17 protein-coding genes and 1 pseudogene are annotated in these 17,504 nt (G+C 66.5%); 10 read left to right on the top strand and 8 right to left on the bottom strand.

The genetic code is table 11. The annotated features are described in order from the left end of the window. Nucleotides 1-14 precede the first annotated feature (14 nt). Nucleotides 15-2,897 (top strand): aminomethyl-transferring glycine dehydrogenase, encoded by a 2,883-nt coding sequence (gcvP, locus tag PX653_RS05075; protein ID WP_277416825.1) that lies wholly within the window; start codon nucleotides 15-17, stop codon nucleotides 2,895-2,897. 80 nt (nucleotides 2,898-2,977) lie between these two features. Here gcvP and PX653_RS05070 read toward each other — a convergent pair whose 3' ends face one another. Both PX653_RS05070 and PX653_RS05065 read right to left on the bottom strand, forming a co-directional pair. Beyond that, a complete protein-coding gene (locus tag PX653_RS05070) occupies nucleotides 2,978-4,045 on the bottom strand; it encodes a hypothetical protein (protein ID WP_277416824.1) in 1,068 nt (355 codons plus the stop codon). After that, on the bottom strand, nucleotides 4,038-4,763 hold the full coding sequence (locus PX653_RS05065; protein WP_277416823.1) for a hypothetical protein: 726 nt from the start codon (nucleotides 4,761-4,763) through the stop codon (nucleotides 4,038-4,040). The genes PX653_RS05070 and PX653_RS05065 overlap by 8 nt, the downstream gene beginning before the upstream one ends. Nucleotides 4,764-4,950: 187 nt before the next feature. Here PX653_RS05065 and PX653_RS05060 point away from each other — a divergent pair, with 187 nt between their 5' ends. From PX653_RS05060 to PX653_RS05045, 4 genes are all read left to right on the top strand, one after another. Further along, complete coding sequence (locus tag PX653_RS05060; RefSeq protein WP_277416822.1) at nucleotides 4,951-8,151, top strand: nSTAND1 domain-containing NTPase; 3,201 nt, start codon at nucleotides 4,951-4,953, stop codon at nucleotides 8,149-8,151. After that, a complete protein-coding gene (locus PX653_RS05055; RefSeq protein WP_277416821.1) occupies nucleotides 8,148-8,585 on the top strand; it encodes a DP-EP family protein in 438 nt (145 codons plus the stop codon). Before PX653_RS05060 ends, PX653_RS05055 begins: the two co-directional genes overlap by 4 nt. Before the next feature lie 120 nt (nucleotides 8,586-8,705). After that, complete coding sequence (locus PX653_RS05050; RefSeq protein ID WP_277416820.1) at nucleotides 8,706-9,029, top strand: hypothetical protein; 324 nt, start codon at nucleotides 8,706-8,708, stop codon at nucleotides 9,027-9,029. Between the two features lie 59 nt (nucleotides 9,030-9,088). After that, nucleotides 9,089-9,505: a cupin domain-containing protein gene (locus PX653_RS05045; RefSeq protein WP_277416819.1), complete on the top strand. Its 417-nt coding sequence runs from the start codon at nucleotides 9,089-9,091 to the stop codon at nucleotides 9,503-9,505. Between the two features lie 15 nt (nucleotides 9,506-9,520). Here the strand turns inward: PX653_RS05045 and PX653_RS05040 are convergent, their stop codons facing one another. The 5 genes and pseudogenes from PX653_RS05040 to PX653_RS05025 all read right to left on the bottom strand — a co-directional run bounded on the left by PX653_RS05040 (nucleotide 9,521) and on the right by PX653_RS05025 (nucleotide 12,241). Further along, nucleotides 9,521-9,832: a hypothetical protein gene (locus PX653_RS05040; protein ID WP_277416818.1), complete on the bottom strand. Its 312-nt coding sequence runs from the start codon at nucleotides 9,830-9,832 to the stop codon at nucleotides 9,521-9,523. After that, on the bottom strand, nucleotides 9,781-10,965 hold the full coding sequence (locus PX653_RS05035; protein WP_277416817.1) for a hypothetical protein: 1,185 nt from the start codon (nucleotides 10,963-10,965) through the stop codon (nucleotides 9,781-9,783). The genes PX653_RS05040 and PX653_RS05035 overlap by 52 nt, the downstream gene beginning before the upstream one ends. A 44-nt stretch (nucleotides 10,966-11,009) precedes the next feature. Next, nucleotides 11,010-11,414, bottom strand: a complete 405-nt coding sequence (locus PX653_RS28330) for an ATP-binding cassette domain-containing protein (RefSeq protein ID WP_371876462.1) — start codon at nucleotides 11,412-11,414, stop codon at nucleotides 11,010-11,012. A gap of 6 nt (nucleotides 11,415-11,420) precedes the next feature. Continuing rightward, nucleotides 11,421-11,849 (bottom strand): annotated as a pseudogene (locus PX653_RS28325) (ATP-binding cassette domain-containing protein); the annotation flags it as partial. Continuing rightward, complete coding sequence (locus PX653_RS05025; RefSeq protein WP_277416816.1) at nucleotides 11,846-12,241, bottom strand: GntR family transcriptional regulator; 396 nt, start codon at nucleotides 12,239-12,241, stop codon at nucleotides 11,846-11,848. The gene PX653_RS05025 and the pseudogene PX653_RS28325, both read right to left, overlap by 4 nt. Here PX653_RS05025 and PX653_RS28320 point away from each other — a divergent pair. The 5 genes from PX653_RS28320 to PX653_RS05010 all read left to right on the top strand — a co-directional run bounded on the left by PX653_RS28320 (nucleotide 12,230) and on the right by PX653_RS05010 (nucleotide 15,621). Further along, nucleotides 12,230-12,772 carry a class IIb bacteriocin, lactobin A/cerein 7B family gene (locus tag PX653_RS28320; RefSeq protein ID WP_371876417.1) on the top strand — a complete coding sequence of 181 codons (543 nt, stop codon included), beginning with the start codon at nucleotides 12,230-12,232 and terminating at the stop codon, nucleotides 12,770-12,772. The two genes, PX653_RS05025 and PX653_RS28320, sit on opposite strands and share 12 nt — an antisense overlap. Before the next feature lie 132 nt (nucleotides 12,773-12,904). Continuing rightward, on the top strand, nucleotides 12,905-13,081 hold the full coding sequence (locus PX653_RS28315) for a class IIb bacteriocin, lactobin A/cerein 7B family (RefSeq protein ID WP_371876416.1): 177 nt from the start codon (nucleotides 12,905-12,907) through the stop codon (nucleotides 13,079-13,081). Nucleotides 13,082-13,748: 667 nt separating this feature from the next. Next, nucleotides 13,749-13,964 carry a hypothetical protein gene (locus PX653_RS05020; RefSeq protein ID WP_277416815.1) on the top strand — a complete coding sequence of 72 codons (216 nt, stop codon included), beginning with the start codon at nucleotides 13,749-13,751 and terminating at the stop codon, nucleotides 13,962-13,964. Between the two features lie 78 nt (nucleotides 13,965-14,042). After that, the gene (locus tag PX653_RS05015) at nucleotides 14,043-14,216 is read left to right on the top strand and encodes a hypothetical protein (protein WP_277416814.1); all 174 of its coding nucleotides are present in this window, start codon (nucleotides 14,043-14,045) and stop codon (nucleotides 14,214-14,216) included. 145 nt (nucleotides 14,217-14,361) lie between these two features. Next, nucleotides 14,362-15,621 (top strand): glycosyltransferase, encoded by a 1,260-nt coding sequence (locus PX653_RS05010; RefSeq protein WP_277416813.1) that lies wholly within the window; start codon nucleotides 14,362-14,364, stop codon nucleotides 15,619-15,621. A gap of 114 nt (nucleotides 15,622-15,735) precedes the next feature. Here the strand turns inward: PX653_RS05010 and PX653_RS05005 are convergent, their stop codons facing one another. Continuing rightward, nucleotides 15,736-17,397, bottom strand: coding sequence for a peptide chain release factor 3 (locus PX653_RS05005; protein ID WP_277416812.1), 1,662 nt, complete (start codon nucleotides 17,395-17,397; stop codon nucleotides 15,736-15,738). Between the last annotated feature and the right edge of the window lie 107 nt (nucleotides 17,398-17,504).

Here is a 17,504-nt window from a genome sequence, read left to right as displayed (position 1 = left end):
CAAGAGATCTTCACATGACCCGCACCAGCCTGACCCAACTCGAAGCCCGCGATGCGTTCATCGCCCGCCACATCGGCCCGGACACCGCCGAACAACAGCAGATGCTCGACACGCTCGGCTACGCCACGCGCGCCGCGCTGATCGACGCCATCGTTCCGGCCCACATCCGCAACCGTGCGCCCCTGCCCCTCGGCCAGTTCGTCGAACCGAAGCCGGAACAGGAAGCGCTGGCCGTGCTGAAGGGTCTGGCGAGGAAGAACAAGGTGCTGACCTCCCTGATCGGCCAGGGCTACTACGGCACGTACACGCCCGGCGTCGTGCTGCGCAATATCTTCGAGAACCCGGCCTGGTACACCGCCTACACGCCCTACCAGCCGGAGATCTCGCAGGGCCGCCTGGAAGCGATCCTGAACTTCCAGCAGGCCATCACGGACCTGACCGGCATGGGCATCGCCAACGCGTCCATGCTGGACGAAGGCACGTCGGCCGCCGAGGCCATGACGCTCTTGATGCGGGTCGGCAAATCGAAATCGAAGACCTTCTGCGTCGCCAACGACGTGCTGCCGCAGACGCTGGAAGTGGTGCGCACGCGCGCCGAGCCGCTGGGCATCGAGGTGAAGACGTTCGATCCGGCCGAGCTGGCGGGCGTGACGGATGCCTTCGGCGTCCTGCTGCAATACCCGGGCGCGGATGGCGCCGTGCGCGACTACCGCGCCGACGTCGAGAAGGTCAAGGCCAGCGGCGCGATGGTCGTCGTGGCGGCCGACCTGCTGGCACTGACCTTGTTGACGCCACCGGGCGAATGGGGTGCGGACGTCGTCGTCGGCAACAGCCAGCGCTTCGGCGTGCCGCTGGGCTTCGGCGGCCCGCACGCGGGCTACATGGCGACGCGCGACGAGTACAAGCGCTCGATGCCGGGCCGCCTGGTCGGCGTTACCGTCGACCAGCAGGGCAACACGGCCTATCGCCTGGCGCTGCAGACGCGCGAACAGCACATCCGCCGCGAAAAAGCCACGTCGAACATCTGCACCGCGCAGGTGCTGCTGGCCGTCATCGCGTCGATGTACGCCGTCTACCACGGCCCGCAAGGCCTGGCCAACATCGCCAAGCGGGTACACCGCTACGCCGGCGTGCTGGCTGCCTACCTGCGCACGCTGGGCTACGCCCTGACGAGCGACTCGTTCTTCGACACGCTGACGATCCGCACCGACCGCGCGGCCGAACTGCATGCAGCCGCGGTGGCCAACGGCATCAACCTGCGCAAGATCGACGCGCACCATGTGGGCGTGTCGCTGGACGAGACCACCGACCGCAACACGCTGGCTGCCCTGTGGACGGTGTTCGCCGACGGCAAGCCGGCCCCCGACTTCGCCGCCGTCGAGGCGGAAGTGGTCGAGGCCTTCCCGCAGTCGCTGGCACGCAGCAGCGACTACCTGACGCACCCGGTCTTCAACCGCTACCACAGCGAGACGGAGATGCTGCGCTACCTGCGCAGCCTGGCCGACAAGGACCTGGCGCTGGACCGCACCATGATCCCGCTGGGTTCCTGCACGATGAAGCTGAACGCGACCAGCGAGATGATCCCCGTGACGTGGCCCGAGTTCTCGAACATCCACCCGTTCGCGCCGGATGACCAGACCGTCGGCTACCGCGAGATGATCGCCCAGCTGGAAGACATGCTGTGCGCCGTCACCGGCTACGCCGCCGTGTCGCTGCAGCCGAACGCCGGCTCGCAGGGCGAATACGCGGGCCTCCTGGTGATCCAGAAGTACCACCAGTCGCGCGGCGAAGGCCACCGCAACATCTGCCTGATCCCGTCGTCCGCGCACGGCACCAACCCGGCCTCTGCATCGATGGTCAATATGCAGGTGGTCGTCACCGCCTGCGACGAGAACGGCAACGTCGACCTGGCCGACCTGAAGGCCAAGGCCGAACAGCACAGCAAGAACCTGGCGTGCGTGATGGTGACGTATCCGTCCACCCACGGCGTGTTCGAGGAAGGCATCAAGGAACTGTGCGACATCGTGCACGCGCACGGCGGCCAGGTCTACATCGACGGCGCCAACATGAACGCCCTGGTGGGCGTGGCGGCGCCGGGCGCGTTCGGCGGCGACGTGTCGCACCTGAACCTGCACAAGACGTTCTGCATCCCGCACGGCGGCGGCGGCCCCGGTGTCGGTCCGATCGGCGTGGGCGCGCACCTGGCCGAGTTCCTGCCGAACCAGCGTTCGACCGGCTACGCCCGCAACGAGAACGGCATCGGCGCCGTCTCGGCCGCGGCCTTCGGCTCCGCCTCGATCCTGCCGATCTCGTGGATGTACATCGCGATGATGGGCGCGCAAGGCCTGACGGCGGCGACGGAAACGGCGATCCTGAACGCCAACTACATCGCCCGCCGCCTGGCGCCGCACTACCCCGTGCTGTACTCGGGCCACGACGGCCTGGTGGCGCACGAGTGCATCCTGGACCTGCGTCCGCTGACGGACGCCACCGGCATCAGCAACGAGGACGTGGCCAAGCGCCTGATGGACTTCGGCTTCCACGCGCCGACGATGAGCTTCCCGGTGCCGGGTACCTTGATGATCGAGCCGACCGAATCGGAGTCGAAGGCGGAGCTGGACCGCTTCATCGACGCGATGATCGCCATCCGTGGCGAAATCGCCAAGGTGGAAAGCGGCGAGTTCGACAAGGCCAACAACCCGCTCAAGTTCGCCCCGCACACGGCCGCGGTGCTGACGTCCGATACGTGGGACCGCCAGTACAGCCGCGAAACGGCCGCCTACCCGCTGCCGTCGCTGCGCAAGAACAAGTACTGGCCGACGGTGGGCCGCGCCGACAACGTCTACGGCGACCGTAACCTGATGTGCGGCTGCGCACCGATCAGCGCCTACGAATAAGCCTCGCGTCGCCATCGAACGCCGTCGCCGCTCGCCGAGCCGCGACGGCGTTTTTTCTACGGTGACTGGCACCCACGGGCTTACTTCGTAACCATGAAATCGAACCGCTGCAACGCAATCCCGCCGCCAGCGCGCATGGCCGCGTAGACCGTGCCATTGCCCGTCACCGTCAACACCGCGGCGGACCGCGTCAGCAGCACCGGCGCACGCCAGGCCCCGCGCGCGGACCGCGCCAGCAGCCATGTCGCGCCCTCTTCATCCGCATACGCCAGGTATTCGCCGGCGTCGTTGTGTGCGCTCCACACCAGGCGGGCGCCGGCCACCTGCGCCACCCGTTGCGGCACCGGATTGCTGCCGCGGTAGACGACGATACAGTCGCCGGCCACGAACACGTCCGGCACATTCGGCATCGAACCCGTCGCCAGCAGCACGCTGCGGGTATGGGTCGGCAGGTTCTGGTAGGCGACGTCGACCTGCCAGCCGAACGACGCGGCGAAGGACGTGAATTTCAGCTCGTCCTTCAGGTCGTCCTTCAAGTTGTATTGCATCGCGCCCTCCCCGCCGCCCTGGCGCAGCGCCCACACACCGGGCAGCCGGTAGGTGCCGACGGCGTGTACCTGCGCCCCTAGCGCGGTGGCCGGCGGCAGCAGCGGCTGCACGCCCAGCGCCGGCATGGCGGCGTTGCAGTACCAGGTACGGGCCGCGCCGCGCACGCTGGCGTCGACCAGCAGCAAGGGCGGCGCGCCTGCCAGCAGGGGCCCGAAGGCCAGCCGCGCCACGCGCGTCCCGGCCGGTAGTCCCGGGCAAGGCTGCAGGGCGGCCAGGCGCACGCGCCAGCCCGCATGATCCAGCGTGGTGGGGATGCCGGTGCCCACGTAGAGCGCGTCGCCGTCGCCGGTGGACAAGGCCAACGCGACGGCGAGCGTGCCATCGCCGGCCTGGCGGATATCGGCGGCGCGGACGATGAACCCGGCGATCGGCTCCACCGCCGTCATGGCCGCCTCCCCGCGTGCCAGCAGCAGCCGGCCGGCGCCATCGACATTGAAGACGAGCGGTACTCCCGCGTCGTCGTGGACGATGAACAGTGGCTGCGTCCGCGCCGCGGCGTCCGGGTACAGCGCCAGGCTGGCCAGCAGCGCTTCAATCATTGGCCAGTGCCGGTTCGATGGCGGCGGCCAGCCGCGCGACGAGATAGTCCTGCACGGCCGACAGGCTGGCGCTGCCGTGGTCCCACGCCTGCGTCAGGCGCGGCAGGTTGAGCAGGTGGGCCAGCGGGTCGGAGGCAATGTACGCGCCCGACTTGCCGCCGTCCGCGACCGGGGCGGCCTTGCGCACGCGGCTGACCAGGTTGGCGCGGCCGCCGCTGTCGACGATCAGTTGCAACTGGAGGGACCAGTGCAACGTCGCCCGCGCCCAACCGCGTCCCAGGTCGACCTGGCGTCCCCGGCCCACCGTCTGGCTGACGGCATCGCGCTCGTAACGCATCAGGGAGCCATACAGGTCGACCGTCAGGCGCGGCACGCCGGCCATGTCCGGCTGTTCCGTTACCGACACGCCATATTGCAGGTCCTGCTCCGACTCGCGCTGGTGGCTGACGTCGCCCGGCTGTTGCCACTGGAGCAACACATGGTCGCCGTAGTACCAGCCCGACGGCGTGCGGACAAAGCGCGCCCGCAGGCCGGCGTTACTGGCGGTTACGCCCGACTTGTCGTTGATCGCCCCTTGCCCAGATGCAACCGCCCCGGCCGGCAACGTCAACGTATAGTCGGGCATCGCGTTGAGGCGCTCTTCCAGCGGGTCGATCAGCAACGGCTTCAGGTAGCGTTGTGAAAAAACTTCACGGTCGGAAAAATTAAACTCTGGCATTTTATTTTCTTGGGGAAATGTTAAGATTCGTGTTCTTCAGTCAAGCCGAACAGTACCGACCGTCGCGTGTGCGCGCCTTCCGGAAACCTGCCGGAAGAGCAAGTCATTGATTCGATTGATAATATTTTTTCAGGGATAGAGCACGATGGATGGACGCGGGTTCCGCTTCGGCGACTGGCAGGTGGACGTGGGCGGCAACTCGCTGAGCCACGGCGACGCCCGCGCGACGCTGGAACCGCGTGCGATGGACGTGCTGCGCTACCTGTGCCGCCATCCTGGCGCCGTGATCCCGGCGGAAGAATTGCTGCAGAAGTGCTGGGGGACGGCCGAGCTGGGCGACAACCCTGTGCACAAGGCGATCGCCCAATTACGCCGCGCCCTGGGGGACTCCAGTACCGAGCCACGCTATATCGAGACGGTCCGCAAGCGGGGATACCGGGCCATCGCCAGCGTTGTCGAGGCGGCCGATCATGCCGAAACCTGGCACGGCGGTTCGCCTTTCCGCGGCCTGGAAGCGTTCCAGGAAAGCCATGCGGCCATCTTCTTCGGCCGCGTGCAGGCGACGCAGCGGCTGCGCGACCTGGTGCTGGCGCAGGTGGCCGGCGGCTGTCCGATGGCCCTGGTGCTGGGGCCGTCCGGCTCCGGCAAGACGTCGCTGGTGCGCGCCGGCCTGCTGCCCGCACTGGCCGATGCCGGTCCCGTCGCGCTGTCCTGCGTGCTGCACATGGACTGTGCGGACCTGGGTGGCGGCGGGCTGTTCGAGGCGCTGGCCGCGGTGCTGCTGGACGCGGAACTGGCTGACGCGCGCTGCTTCGAAGGCAGCAGCGCCGATGCGCTGGCGCGCCGCCTGCGCGAGGAGCCGCAAGCCGTGGCAGCGGAATTGGACAGCCAGGGCTTGCCCCGCATCGGTGTGTTCATCGATCGGCTCGAAGCGGTTTTCCGTGCGCCGGCAACGAGCGACGCCGACCGCGCACAATTCGTCGCGGTGCTGGAGCAACTGGCCCGCGCCGGCGTGCTGGTCATCCTGGCCTGCCGCAACGATTTCTATCCGGCCCTGATCGCCCTGCCGGAACTGATGGCGCTGAAGGGCCGCGGCGGTCACTTCGACGTTGAGCCGCCGGGCGGCGCCGACATCGCGCAGATGGTGCGCCAGCCGGCACGTGCGGCGCAACTGGCGTTCGAGCACGACGCGGCCACCGGCGCCAGCCTGGACGACGTCCTGTGCGACGCCGCCCGTGCCAGTCCGGACGCGCTGCCGCTGCTGCAGTACTGCCTGGACGAACTGTATCGCCAGCGCGGCGACGACGGCACCTTGAAGTTCGACGTGTTCCGCCAGTTGGGCGGCATCGAGGGCGCACTGGGCGTGCGCGCCGAGCAGGTCGTGGCAAGGCTGCCGGCCGCGCAGCAGGCCGCCCTGCCTCACGTGCTGTCGCTGCTCGTGAATATCGGTGAAACCCAGGGCGCCATAACGGCACGCCGCACGCCGTGGGCCGCCCTGGACAGCGAAGCAAAACGCGAAGTGGTACGCGCGCTGGTGGAAGCTCGCCTGTTCGTCAGCGAGCTGACGGGCGACGTGCCCACGTTCGGCGTCGCCCACGAGGCGCTGCTGCGGCGCTGGCCGCGCGTGGTCGAATGGATCGAGCGGCACCGGCAGGCGCTGCAGATCCGCACCCGCGTGGCGACGCAGGCCGAGCGCTGGATGGCGGCGGGCCGGCCGCGGGATTTGCTGCTGCCGGCGGGGATACAGGTGACCCAGGCCACCTCGCTGCTGGCGCTCGACGGATTCAGCCTTGCGCCGCACGAGAAAGCGTACGTAACGACCTCGTTGCGCGGTGCGAAGCTTGGCGAACGGCTGCGCATCGCGGCCATGACGATCATCGTGCTGCTTGCCCTGCTTGCCATCGGACTGGGCCTGCTGGCCAGCCAGACGCGTGACGAGGCGGAGCGCAAGCGCGCGGATGCCGAAAATCTGATGAGCTTCATGCTGGGCGATTTCGTCGACAAGCTCAAGCCGCTGGGGCGTCTCGACCTGCTCAGCGACGTCAGCGGAAAGGCGCTGTCGTTCCTCGCGGCCAGGGAGCGCGAGGACGACAACCATCATGAAGCCATGCAGCGGGCGAAGAGCCTGCAGCTCATTGCCGAAGTCAATATTGCCCGTGCCAATGCGGCCGCGGCACTGGAGGCATTGACAGCGTCCGGCGATATTCTTCAGCGTCAACTGCAGCGCTTCCCCGGGGACCCGGCGGTCCTCAAGGCCACGGGTGCCAATGCCTTCTGGATCGGGCAGATCTATTACGACCGCCGCGACTGGGCCGGCTCGATGCGGCACATGACACATTACAGGACGCTGGCGGAGCGGCTCGTCGTCGCCGATCGCCAAAGCGTCGACAGCTTGCTGGAGCTGTCCTATGCCCACAACAGCCTCGGCAGCGCCGCGCTCAAGCAGGGAGAACTCGTGCAAGCCGCAGCCGCGTTCAGCAAGGCTGCAGAGTTGAAGAGAATCGTCATCCGTCGCGAACCCGGCAACACGGCTCGTATCGTCGACCTGGCCAACAGCGTTTCCTGGCTGGCCTCGACCATCGTGAAACGCGGCGAACTGAAGAAGGCCCTTGCGCTGTTCCATGACGAGGAGATGCTGATGGAAGGCGTCCACCGCGAGCACAGCGGCAATGCGGTCTGGACCCAGCGTCTGGCTTTCGCCCTGTGGCGGCAGGCCGAACTCAAGCAGGCCCTGGGCCAGGTCAAGGAAGCGCGGGAGTTCTACGAGCGCGCAGAGGCGCATCTTGCCGAGATCGGCAGGCAGGACCCCTCCAACCGAAGCTGGCAGAAAAGCCTGCATGCCGTCAGGTTGAAGCGCCTCGACATGAGCATCGACACGGACGCGGGCCAGGTCCTGGTAACGGCCGAGGCGTTGCTGCCTGCGATCGACGAGTTGGTCAAACTGGATCCCAAGCGGCACGACCTCAAGCAGCTCGCGCTGAAGGCCAGGATGATCATTGCCGAGAGCCGGCTACGCATGGGCAAGCCGGCGGCGGCGCAAGAAAATCTGATCCCGCTGCTCGCCGCCGCTGCCCAGGTACAGGCAGCGGCGCCTGCGGACCCTTCGCTGCGCTCGGTCATCGCGCAGTTGCACCTGCTCGACGCAAGAATCTGGAAACAGCTGGGCAACGCCGAGAAGGCGGCAACGCGATGCCGGTCGGCCAAAGCGCTCGTCGCCGATAACCGGCACAGCGCCGACTACACGATGCTCGTGCCCTTCGTGGAGGCGACGATCTGCCTGGGCCTCAAGGCCGAAGCGGAAAAGCAGGTCGCGCTATTGCGCGGGATCGGCTACCAGGATCGAAAATACCTCACTTCTATCACCACCAACCAGGGAACTGAAAAATGACACCCGTCACCCCAACATCGTTCATGAACGTGCTCGTTACCGCGCTCCCGTACGTGGACCCGGTATCGAAAAAGACGAAGTACAAGACCACGTTCGAGCCGGCGGCGCTCAAGGTCACCGAGGCCGACACCGTGATCAACTACCAGCTGGTGTCGCCGACGCCCGCTGGCGTCAAGTTCAAGTCGGTCACGGTCAAGCCGGGGCGTGAGGATCAGCTCAGTGAGCCCAGCATCAGCGAAAGCGGCAAGCTGGTCACCTTCAGCGATGCCAACACGAGAGCAGCCAATTTCAATCTTACGCTGCACTTCATCGACAGCGACAAGATCGAATTCAACGTCGATCCGGAAATCGCCAACGAACCCGACCCCGCTTCCCCGGCAGCACGCGAGGCCTACCTGATGCCGGAAGTCGCCAACGAACCTGACCCGGCCTGATCGCGCCTGGTCAGCGTGGCGGTAGCGCCGGCCACCTGACGATTCAGGCAGAATGCAGCGATACCATCCGCCGCAACCGGCATCGGGTCGATGCCGGTTGCGGCACCACAATCGGGCAAAATGAAATCATCTGTCAAAGCGGCGTTGTGCTCGGCCCTGCTGTTTCCGGGCCTGGGCCAGCTCATCGTTCTCAAACGTCCGGCGCGCGCCGCCCTGTGCATGATTCCGGCACTCGCGGCCGTGCTGTTCCTGCTGTGGACGGCGCTGGCCGCCGCGAGTGCCATCGTCGATCGGATCGCGGCAGGCACCCTGGCCCTCGACCCCGTCCTCATCCAGCAGCAGATCGAAGCCACCAACACCGGGCCGGGCAGCAATATCGCCGCCGCCATACTGATCGTCGCGTGGCTGGGCAGCATCGTCGACGCCCTGTTCCACAAGCCCTGATGCGGTACCATGGTCCTGCGCCATCGCGCGCGACCATGACACCATTGAGGGAGACTGGCATGACACAGCAAAGCATGAGTCTGGGCGCACGGGCCATCGCGGCCCTTTTCCTGTACTGGGCCGGTGCCGCAATGGCACAGAGCGGAACGGCCACGCCGCCACTGAAGCGCACCGAGATCGTCCGCGGCGACGTCTCCGTGCCGAACCGGGAAGCCATCGTCGCGCACATCGAGATCGCGGCCGGCGCCACGGCCCCGCGCCATACCCACCCCGGCGACGAGATCAGCTATTTCCTCGGAGGGGAAGGCGAACTGCTGATCGATGGCCAGCCGCCACGCCGGCTGAAGGCCGGCGAAGCGTTCATCATCCCGGCCGGCATCGTGCATGCGGCGCGCAACCCGGGCGCCGAACCTGCCCGGCTCGTCGGCGTCTATATCCTCGAAAAGGGCCAGCCGCTGGCGACGCCGGCCAAGTAACTGCGTCCTGCCAGCTCAATCGTGCGCGAGCCGCCCGGCCGGGAAGGCCGGCGGCAGCGCCTGCAGGCGGCGCCAGGCGCGCCACGTCAACCCGGCGGCAAGCAATGCGATGACGGCAATCGGCAACCACGGCATCTGCGAACGCCACATCACCGTGACGATCCGCAGCAGGACGGACAGCGTGACGATCGCAACGACGACGAGCGTCATGACCTGCGTCGACAGACGCCGGCTGGCCGCGTGGTCGCGCAACAGCGCGGGTGCCAGCAGCAGGGTCAGCGCGGCACTGATGCCGACCGCCCCCTGCCCCGCGACGCCGGGTCCCACGCGGCCACGGTGAGCGAAGCGCCCGCCGTGCAGGTCAGCCACAACAAGGCAAAGCGCGCCAGCAGCGCCGCGCCCAGCGCGCGGTTGAACTGGCTGCTGCACGGTGCCGCCGGCGCCAGGCGCAGCAGGGCCTGCTCGATGCGATAACGCTGCAGCGCCGTCAATACGGCATGCACGTGCGTCACCAATGGGGTTGCCAGCAGCATGACGCAAGCCAGTCCCGCCAGGCCGTCCCGATCCATGCCGCCACCCAGCTTGCTGCCGGCCGCCAGCGCGAATGCCGTACTGGCCGCCACCGCCGCCAGCATGGCACCCGGGTGCGCGCCGGCACGCAGCGCGAACAGCAGCGCCTGGGCGCGGTTGCGCGGCGGGCGGCCCATGCCGGCCCGTTCGCTCAGGCGCCGCAGGCCGGCCAGGTAAGGCTGCTGCAGCCAGGACGAGGAACGCCATGCCGGTACATGCTCCCGCCCCGGCAACGCCAGCGCGTCGCGCATTGCCTGCGCCCGCGCCTCGTAACGGCGTTGCCAGGCCAGGTGCCTGTCGCCGCCGCGCGGCAGCAGGAGCCGCAGTACGGCTGCGCCGGGCACCAGCAACAGTGCCAGGCCGGCGAGCGTCACGTTCGTCTCGCCAGCGGCCATGAAAGCGGCACGCGTGGCGGCCGACGGCAGCAGCGGCACGAAGCGGTCCAGCACCATCACCGCCAGGGCCGCCACCATCAGCCACGGCCACTGCTGCAACGCCGCCAGGTACAACAAGCCGGCGGCGGCGGCCAGCAGCGCATAGCCGACGTGATCGAAGGCCGCGCCAAGCAGCAGCCCGATCGTCAGCGCCCCCAGCGCCCACGCGCCGGCGACGGCCAGTACGATGCGCCGGTGCTGGCCCGGCACGAGGCAGGCCAGCGCCGGCTCGTTCAGGCAAATCGCATTGCGAAGAAGCTCCAGCCACCAGGCCACGAGCAGCGCCGTCAGGAACATGCCGGCAGATGTCATGCCGGCACGCCAGTCCGACAGCGCGATGCCGAATGCCGCGAAGGCCAGCACCGCGCCACCGAGCAGCGCCCAGACGACCCAGCCCGCGGTACACGCGCCACGACAGCACGGGCTGGCGCAGCAGTGCGCGCCAGGCGGCGGCATCGGCGGGCGTCATTTCGTCACCTCGACGAACAGGTCTTCCAGGCTCAGGGCGTCATTGCGCAGCCGGGTACGGCGTGCAACCGTTCCAGTTCGTCGCCTGACAAGCGCGCCACCACGGTAACGTTGTAGCCCGCCAGTCGCTCGCGCCGCAACTCGCCGCGCAGGCCCAGGGCATCGACTGCCGCCGCGGCGCCGGTCACGCGGCGCGCGCCTTCCAGCAGCTCGTCCAGCGGCGCCTGCAGGCCGATGCGGCCATCGTGCAGGAAGGCGACATCCAGCGCCACGCGTTCCAGGTCCGACAGGATATGGGTCGAGAACACCACCGTGGTGCCGCCGTCGACCACGGTGCCGATCAGCTCACGCAGGAATTCGCGCCGACCGGCGGGATCGAGGCTGGCGACCGGCTCGTCCAGCACGAGCAGCTCCGGCTCGTGCGCCAGCGCGCGCACGATCGCCAGGCGCTGCTTCTCGCCACCGGACAGCCGGCCGATCGGCTTCGTGCGCAGCTCGCCGCCGAAGCCCCAGCGCTGCAGCAGGCCCTCGACGCGGGCGTCGTTCCAGCCCGGGTAGAGCGCGCGGAAATACTCCAGCATCTGCACGGGGGTCAGTCACTCGAACGCCTCGGCCTTCTGCGGCACGTAGCCGATGCGCCCGCGCGTCGCTTCCGGCAAGGCGGTGACCGGCTCGCCGAACAGCGTGGCGCTGCCGGCATCCGTCTCGCGCAGTCCCAGCAGGCATTCCAGCAGGGTCGACTTGCCGGCGCCATTGCGGCCCAACAGGCCCACGACGGTCCCGCGCGGCACCTGCCAGTCCACGCCGCGCAGCACCTGCTGGCGGCCGAACGTCTTTTGCAGGCCCCGGGCCTGTACCACGGTCTCGTTCATCGCGTCTCTTTCAGGATAAGTTGAAACAGTTCCAGCACCTCGTCGTCGCCCAGCTCCAGCTGGCGGGCCTCGGCCGCCGCCCGCTCCAGCGTGGGCCGCAGCAGCTTGGTCCGCGCCGCGGCCGTGGCACCGCCGCGGCGCGCCGCGACCTGCATGCCCAGGCCGCGCACGCGCGTCAGCAGCCCTTCCGTCTCCAGCATGTTCCAGGCCTTCGACACGGTCATCGGGTTGACGGCCAGCGCCTGCGCCGTCTCGCGCACGGAAGGCAGGCCGTCGCCCGGCGCCAGCACGCCGGCGGCAACCATGCGCCGGACCTGCTCGATCAGCTGGCGGTAGATCGGCTCGGCCGAGCCGGGCGCGATCGCGAACAGCGCTGCGGTATGAGTAGTCATCAGATGTATGTGTATTGGTATACCAATACAGTAGACGGAGGAGCCTGGTATGTCAAGCGTGGCGGGAGGGCACTAGCGCGCAACGAACAATTCAGTTTCGTCGCAGGGCTAGGCAACATTATGAGGAACCCCATCGCGAGAGACATTATCTCCATCACGAAACTAACGCTTCCGGCAGCGGCGTCGCAATCAAAAGTGCGCCAGGCGCCCAATCTCGTCCCCGCCCACGACCCAACTAGCCGGATCCAGATATGCAATATGAATTGCAAAATCTCAACACCATACAGGTCCATTCGACAGATACTGCAAACACGGCAACTTGCCGCTAACTGGGAGATCACTATGCAAGCAGCGGACGTACTAGCTTTTGAGAACTTGAGGACACTATCGATGGAGGAGATCGATGACATCTCGGGCGGTGTGATACCGCTGGCAGTCGCTGCGCTTTACGCAGCGGGTTTCACCTCAGGAGTTGCAGCGGGCTGGACTTTTATGAGCTTTGCGTACGGCACGCGCCACTGTTCGGTTTAATGGAGGAAGAAATGACCAATCTTGCCACCTGGAAGGATGCATTCTTAGCATCCGGATTTACGGTTGGGGTTTATTTTGGCTGGGTTTTTGGGCAGGAATTTTTTGTAAGACTGTGCTAATTCTGGAGGCATTATGGGCGTTGAAGACAACAAACAAGTCGTCGAAAAAATGGTAGAGCTTTCCAACGTTGAAGTCGAAGCTGTTAGTGGCGGTATCGTTCCGCTGATAGGATGGGCCATTGGTGTGAGGATAGGTGCGGTAGTCGGAGGAGCCGGCCTATATCTAGCGAAGCGTTGGTCGTGTATGTAGCAAAATTTGTATATTGCTGTTGGCTCTGGCTCGCAACGGCTAGGCCGTCAGCTGAGCAAAATCCCCAGGCGTGCTCGACATTACTGTTCTTGTGATAATCAAATACTAGTGAGATGTAATGCGCGTCGGCTTGCGTCGGCGCCTCAGGTCCAAGTTTGACATTCAGTCACACATTGGCCGTGAAGCCTTCACTATATCCGTCGAACGAGGCTGCCTGGGGCTAATCGTGACTACGGGACGATGCTGCGTCAGCAATCAAACGGGGTAGGATATGCCTGTGTATTTTTTTAGATACAGCTTTTGCTGCATACGTTTAGCACGAAAAAAACAAATCGGAGAAATTTATGGACCAACTAAATATCTATGAAGTGCGTTTGGTGTCAGGGGGAGCCAGCCATGGTGTTATTATATCTCTGACCTCTGCAGGCCTAGCAAGCGGTAAAATCGCAGGCGTGGAGACGCAATATAGAGATTTGCCTAGTGCGCATGCGCGTACCACTCAAGCTTTGGGATGTTTCTACATCGATATCTCACGGTGATGGGCGTGTTGCGCCACAATATTTAAGCAAGCTGATATGTGAATCCACTTTGCGTTACTCTCATCTCTCGGTAAGGGGGTAACGGCTCCTTGAACATTGGTAGGCACACTTGGGGTAGTCACGGCGACTTGCACCCGTTCCTGGCGCTGGCCGAGGGCCCGCACACTGCGGGCCACAACGTCACGCTCGTGGTCACGACGAGCGACACGGATAGCTACGCGCTCATGGCGTCGCTCTTCGGACTACGCATCGAAGCAGCAGGCTTGCCGCGGCTCGGCGCGGCCGGAGCGCAGGGCATCACGGAGGAGAACTACAGAGTTCGCGATCCGATCGCCGGGCGGTGACCTTGATGCGGCTCGTGTTCGCGCTGGTCGAGGACGAAATGTTCTCTGCGGCATAGAGGGTGTGCACAATCGGACCTGGTGATCGGCCGTTCAATCGTGTATCCGCTGCAGATCGTGGCGCAGCATGCGGGCGTCCCGTATGGCAGCGTATTCCTTGCCTATGGCAGTCTCCCCACTGCATACGCCCATCCGCTCGGCACGTTCGGCCCCAAGGCCGAGCCGGGCGCGATCGCGAACAGCGCTGCGGTATGAGTAGTCATCGTCTGTATGCTGTATTAATTGCGTAATACAGTACCCAGGTGGACCGGCACTGTCAAGCGCTTCCGGCAAGTACGCCGAAAACCGGCGATAATTCGAAGATCTTAACTTTCAAACAAGGGTAACGATGCGGATCGGCATGCAAACCTGGGGCAGTCACGGCGACGTGCGCCCGTTCCTGGCACTGGCCGAGGGCCTGCACGCGGCCGGCCACGACGTGACGCTCGTCGTCACGACCGTGGATACGGACGCGTACGCGCGCTTGGCGTCGCGCCCCGGCCTGCGCATCGAAGCCGCCGGCACGCCGCTGCTGGCCGCGGCCGAGGCACAGGGCATCATGCAGGAGATCTATTCGATCCGCGATCCAATGCGCCAGGCCGCGGCGCTGATGCGCCTGGTGTTCGCGCCCGTGGAAGATGACATGCTCGCGGCCGCGCAGCGGCTGTGCGCGCAGTCCGATCTCGTCATCGGCCACTTCATCGTGCATCCGCTGCAGGTGGCCGCGCTGCAGGCGGGCGTGCCCTACGCCAGCGTGTTCCTGGCCCATGGCAGCATTCCGACCGTGCATGCGCACCCGCTGGGCAGTTTCGGTCCGACGGTCAACCGGGCGCTGTGGTGGCTCACCCGCATCATGCTGAACCGCACGTTCACGCCCTACCCCAACCGGCTGCGCCGCCAGCTCGGCCTGCCGCCCGCGCGCGACATCGTCGACGACGCCTGGGTCTCGCCGCGCCTGACCCTGATGGCCGTCAGCCCGCAGATCTGCGTGCGCCAGCCGGACTGGCCGGCGTCGGTGCACGTGTGCGGCTTCCTCGACATGCCGAACATGGCTGTCGAAGGCACGCTGCCGCCCACGCTGGACGCCTTCCTGGCCGCCGGCCCGGCACCAGTCTACATGACGCTGGGCAGCTGGACGCCCGAGGAGCCGGCGGCGCAGCGGGCGACCTTGGCGCTGTTTTCCGAAGCCGCCCGGCTGGCCGGCTGCCGCGCCATCGTCCAGGCCCCGTCCTGGCAGGACTGCGGCGTGACGTCCGACGAACGGATACTCTATATATCGGCCGCGCCGCATCACACGATCTTCCCCCGCTGCGCCGTCGTCGTGCATCATGGCGGCGCCGGCACGACGCAGGCGGCCACGCTGGCCGGCAAGCCGTCGGTCATCATCGCCCATATCAGCGAGCAGGAACATTGGGGCAGCGAGTTGCGCCGGCTGGGCATTGCCGGCAAGGCCTTGCGGCGGCGCGATGTAACGGCGCAGGCGTTGGCGGACCGGATCCGCGAGGTGCTGGGGCAGCCGCAGATGGCGGTGCGGGCCGCCGCGATCGGGGCCGCGATGCGGCGGGAGGATGGGGTGAAGGCGGCGGTGGGGCTGATCGAGCGGGAGTTTGGCGGCGCTTGAGCCGCCGGATCAACAGGGGTCCGTCCTTGCTAGGGACTGCCCCTGAAGTTTTGCTGGCTCCGTCGACACGCTGTTGAACTTCGGGGCAGTCCCGCTGGGACAGACCCCCAGGCATCACGCCAGCTTGGTGGCGTGCTCGCGCGTCGCGTGGAACGTCAGCTGCGGCCAGCGCTCCTGCGTCAGGCGCAGGTTGACGCCCGACGTGGCCAGGTACGCCATATTGCCGGCGGCGTCGTAGGCGACGTTGTGGCCCAGCGCGTTCTCGAAGTCGGCCAGGGCCTTCTTGTCCTCCGACGAGACCCAGCGCGCGCTGCTGATGCTGGTGCCTTCGAACACGGCATCGACGCCGTACTCGTTCATCAGGCGGCTGGCGACCACCTCGAACTGCAGCACGCCGACGGCGCCCAGTACCAGCTCGCCGCCCTGCACCGGCTTGAACACCTGCACGGCGCCCTCTTCGCCCAGCTGCTGCAGGCCCTTGTGCAGCTGCTTGATCTTGAGCGGGTTACGGATGCGCACCGAACGGAAGAAGTCCGGCGCGAAGTACGGGATGCCCGTGAACTGCAGCATCTCGCCTTCCGAGAAGCTGTCGCCGATCTGCATGTTGCCGTGATTCGGCAGGCCGATGATGTCGCCCGCGTAGGCTTCCTCGACCTGCTCGCGCGACGACGCCATGAACGTCACCACCGACGACACCTTGACCTCGCGGCCCAGGCGCAGGTGCTTGACCTTCATGCCGCGCTCGAAGCGTCCCGAGCACACGCGCAGGAACGCGATGCGGTCGCGGTGCGCCGGGTCCATATTGGCCTGGATCTTGAAGACGAAGCCGGAGAACGGCTGCTCGGTCGGTGCCACGGAGCGCACGGTGGCGTCGCGCTCGCGCGGCGGCGGCGCCCAGTCGACCAGCGCGGACAGGATCTCGCGCACGCCGAAGTTGTTGATCGCGGAGCCGAAGAACACGGGCGTCTGGATACCGGCCAGGAATTCCTCCAGGTTGAACGGATGCGAGGCGCCGTGCACCAGTTCCACTTCCATCCTCAGCTGGTCCATCTCGAGCGGGAACATCGCCGCGAGCTTCGGATTGTCGATGCCCTTGATCACTTCGAACGTCTGGTTGGCGCTTTCCTCGCCCGCGCGGAACAGCAGCACCTCGTCGCGCAGCAGGTGGTACACGCCGCGGAAGTTCTTGCCCATGCCGATCGGCCAGGTCACCGGGGCGCACTGGATCTTCAGCACCGATTCCAATTCGTCGAGCAGCTCGAGCGGATCGCGCGTCTCGCGGTCCATCTTGTTCATGAACGTGACGATCGGCGTATTGCGCATGCGGCACACGTCCAGCAGCTTGATCGTCTGCGCCTCGACACCCTTGGCCGCGTCGATCACCATCAGCGCCGAGTCGACCGCCGTCAGCACGCGGTACGTGTCTTCCGAGAAGTCCTGGTGGCCGGGCGTGTCGAGCAGGTTGATGATGTGGTCGCGGAAGTCGAACTGCATCACCGAGGACGCGACGGAAATGCCGCGCTGCTTCTCGATCTCCATCCAGTCGGAGGTGGCGTGGCGCGCGCTCTTGCGCGCCTTGACCGTGCCGGCCATCTGGATCGCGCCCGAGAACAGCAGCAGCTTTTCCGTCAGCGTCGTCTTGCCGGCGTCGGGGTGGGAAATGATGCCGAACGTGCGGCGGCGCTGCACTTCGCGGGCGATCTGCGCGGGTGCCTTGGCGCTGCCGGCGGCAGCTTCCTGGTTGTCTGGGCTGGTGACTTCGATATCTTCGGACATGGTGGCGGCCAATCAAACGGCTCACGGGAAAACCCGGGATTTTACCGTTTTTTGGCCGCGCCCGGGCGCTTTTCAGGGCCCCGGGCCGTCGGGCACCCCATCAGTCG

The organism is Pseudoduganella chitinolytica, from assembly GCF_029028125.1.
In the GTDB taxonomy this organism is placed as follows: Bacteria; Pseudomonadota; Gammaproteobacteria; order Burkholderiales; family Burkholderiaceae_D; genus Rugamonas; species Rugamonas chitinolytica.
The sequence above is the reverse complement of the archived record's forward strand: the minus strand, read 5'-3'. Positions and strand labels throughout refer to the sequence as shown.

Bases quoted from the DNA above. Each gene is read 5' to 3' on its own strand.
- PX653_RS05035 (WP_277416817.1), bottom strand. From the start codon at position 10,965: ATGCCGCCGCCTGGCGCGCACTGCTGCGCCAGCCCGTGCTGTCGTGGC.
- PX653_RS28315 (WP_371876416.1), top strand. From the start codon at position 12,905: ATGGGCGTTGAAGACAACAAACAAGTCGTCGAAAAAATGGTAGAGCTT.
- PX653_RS05070 (WP_277416824.1), bottom strand. From the start codon at position 4,045: ATGATTGAAGCGCTGCTGGCCAGCCTGGCGCTGTACCCGGACGCCGCG.
- PX653_RS05005 (WP_277416812.1), bottom strand. From the start codon at position 17,397: ATGTCCGAAGATATCGAAGTCACCAGCCCAGACAACCAGGAAGCTGCC.
- PX653_RS28320 (WP_371876417.1), top strand. From the start codon at position 12,230: ATGAGTAGTCATCAGATGTATGTGTATTGGTATACCAATACAGTAGAC.
- PX653_RS05065 (WP_277416823.1), bottom strand. From the start codon at position 4,763: ATGCCAGAGTTTAATTTTTCCGACCGTGAAGTTTTTTCACAACGCTAC.
- PX653_RS05025 (WP_277416816.1), bottom strand. From the start codon at position 12,241: ATGACTACTCATACCGCAGCGCTGTTCGCGATCGCGCCCGGCTCGGCC.
- PX653_RS05010 (WP_277416813.1), top strand. From the start codon at position 14,362: ATGCAAACCTGGGGCAGTCACGGCGACGTGCGCCCGTTCCTGGCACTG.
- PX653_RS05055 (WP_277416821.1), top strand. From the start codon at position 8,148: ATGACACCCGTCACCCCAACATCGTTCATGAACGTGCTCGTTACCGCG.
- PX653_RS05045 (WP_277416819.1), top strand. From the start codon at position 9,089: ATGACACAGCAAAGCATGAGTCTGGGCGCACGGGCCATCGCGGCCCTT.
- PX653_RS05050 (WP_277416820.1), top strand. From the start codon at position 8,706: ATGAAATCATCTGTCAAAGCGGCGTTGTGCTCGGCCCTGCTGTTTCCG.
- gcvP (WP_277416825.1), top strand. From the start codon at position 15: ATGACCCGCACCAGCCTGACCCAACTCGAAGCCCGCGATGCGTTCATC.